3 protein-coding genes are annotated in these 4,002 nt (G+C 46.5%); 1 reads left to right on the top strand and 2 read right to left on the bottom strand.

Annotated elements, in window-relative coordinates; all coding sequences use genetic code 11:
* Positions 1-135 precede the first annotated feature (135 nt).
* Together ACR2PX_RS07480 and ACR2PX_RS07475 are read right to left on the bottom strand one after the other, a co-directional pair.
* Positions 136-1,620: a scavenger receptor cysteine-rich domain-containing protein gene (locus ACR2PX_RS07480; RefSeq protein WP_433998730.1), complete on the bottom strand. Its 1,485-nt coding sequence runs from the start codon at positions 1,618-1,620 to the stop codon at positions 136-138.
* A gap of 196 nt (positions 1,621-1,816) precedes the next feature.
* Positions 1,817-2,137 (bottom strand): hypothetical protein, encoded by a 321-nt coding sequence (locus ACR2PX_RS07475; RefSeq protein WP_433998729.1) that lies wholly within the window; start codon positions 2,135-2,137, stop codon positions 1,817-1,819.
* A 554-nt stretch (positions 2,138-2,691) separates the two neighbouring features.
* Here ACR2PX_RS07475 and ltrA point away from each other — a divergent pair.
* Positions 2,692-3,942, top strand: a complete 1,251-nt coding sequence (gene ltrA / locus ACR2PX_RS07470) for a group II intron reverse transcriptase/maturase (protein ID WP_433998728.1) — start codon at positions 2,692-2,694, stop codon at positions 3,940-3,942.
* Positions 3,943-4,002 lie beyond the last annotated feature (60 nt).

Here is a 4,002-nt window from a genome sequence, read left to right as displayed (position 1 = left end):
GCCGGATTTGGCCATTTTTTATGATTCTTTTCGTTGAATAGCTCGCTATTCGCCTCAAATAATCATAAAAACTGTCTCAAACCGGACTTTTTCTCGCTACGGTCGGCTAAGTCCGACAGACTCCTAGGTTTTAGTTTACATGTAGGTAACAAGAATAAAGCAGAGTAATATGCAAGTCTCTAGTATCCGTTCACTGTCAGGAAGGGTGTGGGCCGCTGAGACCGCATCATTAATGATGTTGATCGTACAGTTCATGGGAAGGGTTGAGTCTTTCGCAAGAGTAGGAGTAGGGATAAAAAATGTTGAGTCTTGCGCAAAAGTAGGAGTAGGAGTAGGGATAAAAAATGTTGAGTCTTGCGCAAGAGTAGGAGTAGGGATAAAAAATGTTGAGTCTTGCACAAGGGTAGGTGATGTTGATGTTGAATCTTGCAAGCATTGGACGTAAGCGGCGATTTCCCTGTCTACATTATCCCTGTCTACATTATCCCTGTCTGATATGAAAAATTTTTGAGGATACCTCTTGGCTACCTTAAATTGGCACTCTTTTAGATCTTTGTCTTCATTGTCACAGTCCATGTTGTAGAACTCCACCAGGCTGGGTGACCCTGATCTATTTTTCACTTCAGTGAGCCGTAGCAGTGGCCTCTTTATTTTTTTACACATGATGGCCGCTTCGTTAGCACCCCATTTTACAGAGGAAACGCCCTGCCAGGTGCCGTCCCTGCACATTTCAACCCACCCTTCCTCGCCTTCGCTCAGTCTGCTGTCCAGGTGCGTGCATCCATTGTCCACATAACACCTCAATCCTATGTCTTCTAAATGACCACAGCTCACCCTGGCATCACTCATACTGCATTCAGCCAGAGAGGTGGCGTCGTCGCTGCATTCGATTTCCAGGATGCCTAAATCGCTGTTTCCTCGAAACAGCGATTCTAAAAAACGAGTGGTGTGCGTTATGTTGTGATCTGGAAAGAGTTGCTGGCACGCTATTTCGGCATATCGCTCAACGAAGTCGTCGTCACAGATGGTATGCCATTTTCCATTCCGGCATATTTCCAGCAATCCTTCATAGCGAGATATTGGTGAAGCCAACACCCCTTCGGTTAGACGCAGATGTCCTTCTGTTGTGCATGCAGCAGATGTTGAATTTTGTACAGGAGTAAGAGAATCTAAGCAAATATCTACATTAATACCACTAATACCATTATAACAACTCCGACAATTCAATCCCACGTCTTTGGTATGTCCACAGTCATACGAAGTATCCTCCATATCGCATTCCATCAGAGATGTGTTGTTGACACACACTCCGATCTTTAAAACGCCCAAATCTTCGTGTCCTTGATACATCGAATTCTGCAGGGCAGTGAGGTACGTTATGTTTTGATCTGGAAAGTTTTGATATGGAAAGAGTTGCTGGCAAGCTATTTCGCCATGTTGAGAAGTGAAGTCGTCTCCACAGAAGGTGTGCCATTCGCCATTCCGACATATTTGCAACAATCCTTGAAACGGTGTTACGGGTTTACGATACACGCCTTCGGCCAGGCGTAGATGACCCTCTATGCATGCCAGACTGACGGTTTGAAAAACCAACAACAGTAGTAGTGTAATTGCACGCATGATTTGTGTTGCTCCATGTACGACTGTAGAAATGTTCTCTCGTTCAGGCTCTTAGCTTAGACTCCAATATGAGCCTTCTCCAATATGAGCCTTCTCCAATATGAAATGAACCTAAAGGACAATGGCACTGACTTAAGCCGCTTTTCCTTGGTATTGTTTGAGTCTGCGCGCCTGTGCTCCTGGGTGCTGTAGTCTTTTATACGGCTTTAGTCGTCTCTTTGCAGCTCTCGGTTCTTACAGCTCTCGGTTCTAACCTTCCTGGACGATTGCCAACAACATGCTGGGCTATTATTTCCAGCATATTGGCAATCTTCTCTTCGAGCCAGTTGCCGGATGCTCCCAGCAACGTCTGATGGAAGGATACGAGTGTTTCCTGTGTCGCTTTAAAACTGATCTCTCTGGGCGTTTTCCGGACATGTTCTGCCGCCTTGCCCATAAGGGCGCGTATTACATTGTAAACCAGCAGGTTTACTGAAATTTCTTTTCTCACCATTTCCGGACTTTTGCAGCGTAGCATGTCCATCTTCATGGTCGTTCTGGTGTGACACGAGAGCAGAGTCGGTCTGCTCGTAACTGCAATTGAGATGGAGGTAGGTCCTCCGGTGGCGGCTTCTGGAAGCAGCTACCAAACCACCGTAAGCTGCGCTGATAAAGAGTCAGGGTGGTGAGCGTTACGGATAAGGCGCAACTAGATTGCGTCAGGTATGAAGTCAGGAGATGAACGAAAGTGAACCACTGAGGACGTGTCGTAAGTTTGATTCTCGGTATCAAAAATGGGGTAGCAGAACGGCTCCATGATAAGTTCAGAGGTTATCCAGTTACTGTCTGAGCGGTGCCCGGCATATAGGTGGCATGAACTGACTTTAGGCTCTTTTGCGGAACGTGGGAGCCTGTCGCTCTGATGTGAAGGGAGCAAGCCAAGCAGATGAACTGTGGAGGCTTTGAGTACCAATACAGAGCACAGGGGAGGATCAGTCCGGTGTAGTGATGAAGCTTCTGTAATGGAAGTGGAGCGAAAGGACTGACTTATCCAGCGGAAGGAGTAGATCAACCAGCGATTGGAATGAATCTATGACTGAAGCAAAACCGTTCACAATTTCTAAAAGGCTTGTTTGGCAAGCCTGGCTGAGAGTGAAAGCCAATAAGGGAGCCGCTGGTGTTGATGGTCAGTCTCTGGCTGATTTTGAAAACAACTTAAGCGGCAACCTGTACAAACTATGGAATAGAATGTCCTCGGGCAGTTACTTTCCTCCCCCCGTCATGCGTGCAGACATCAAGAAAAAAGATGGCGGCACGAGACCGCTGGGAGTACCGACAGTAGCAGACCGAGTAGCCCAATCCGTGGTTAAGCTTATTGTGGAGCCATTAGTGGAGCCATTAGTGGAGCCTGTGTTTCATGAAAACTCTTATGGCTATAGGCCAAACCGTTCAGCGCGTCAAGCGTTGGCGGTGGCCCGAAAACGCTGCTGGCAAAGAGAATGGGTGATTGGTCTTGATATCAAGGGGTTCTTTGATAATCTGGATCACAAGCTCATGATGCAAGCAGTAGAGCACCACATAAAGGAACCTTGGGTATTGCTGTACATCAAGCGTTGGTTACAAGCTCCAGTTGAAGATAGAGAAGGTAAGAGAATTGAGCGTCCAACGGGAATAGGGACTCCACAGGGTGGAGTGATAAGTCCGTTGTTGGCTAATTTGTTCATGCATTATGCGTTTGATCATTGGCTTGAGCGTCATATCCAAAATGTCTGGTTTGAACGTTATGCCGATGATGCGCTGATCCACTGTTGCAGTAAACAAGAAGCGGAGTCGGTACTGGAAGCAGTAAGAGGTCGTTTACTCGACTGTGGTCTTACATTGCACCCAGTGAAGACCAAGCTGGTTTACTGTAAAGCTACAGGGAGGCCAGAGAAGCATGAACATACGTCGTTTGATTTTCTGAGTTATACCTTCCGACCCAGATTAGTTCGTAGTCGGTATGGGAATTATTTTGTTGGCTTTCTTCCCGCAATTAGCAGAGCATCTGCTCAGCACATAAGGGACACCATAAGAGAGCTTGCTATTCCCACAAAACGTTCAGGGTATTCACTTCCAGAAATAGCCAAGCTGATCAATCCCTATGTTCAGGGGTGGATCAATTACTTTGGTAAATTCTACCCTTCAGAACTGAAGAAGGTGTTGTATTACGTGGAAGAAACACTGATTCGTTGGGCTATGGGCAAGTACAATAAATTGAGGGGACGCAAAGTGCGAGCGGCTAGGAGCCTGTCGGACTTAGCCGACCGTAGCGAGAAAAAGTCCGGTTTGAGACAGTTTTTATGATTATTTGAGGCGAATAGCGAGCTATTCAACGAAAAGAATCATAAAAAATGGCCAAATCCG

It is taken from the genome of Endozoicomonas sp. (assembly GCF_051008435.1).
Lineage (GTDB): Bacteria > Pseudomonadota > Gammaproteobacteria > Pseudomonadales > Endozoicomonadaceae > Endozoicomonas_A.
This window is presented reverse-complemented; position numbering and strand designations above follow the sequence as displayed.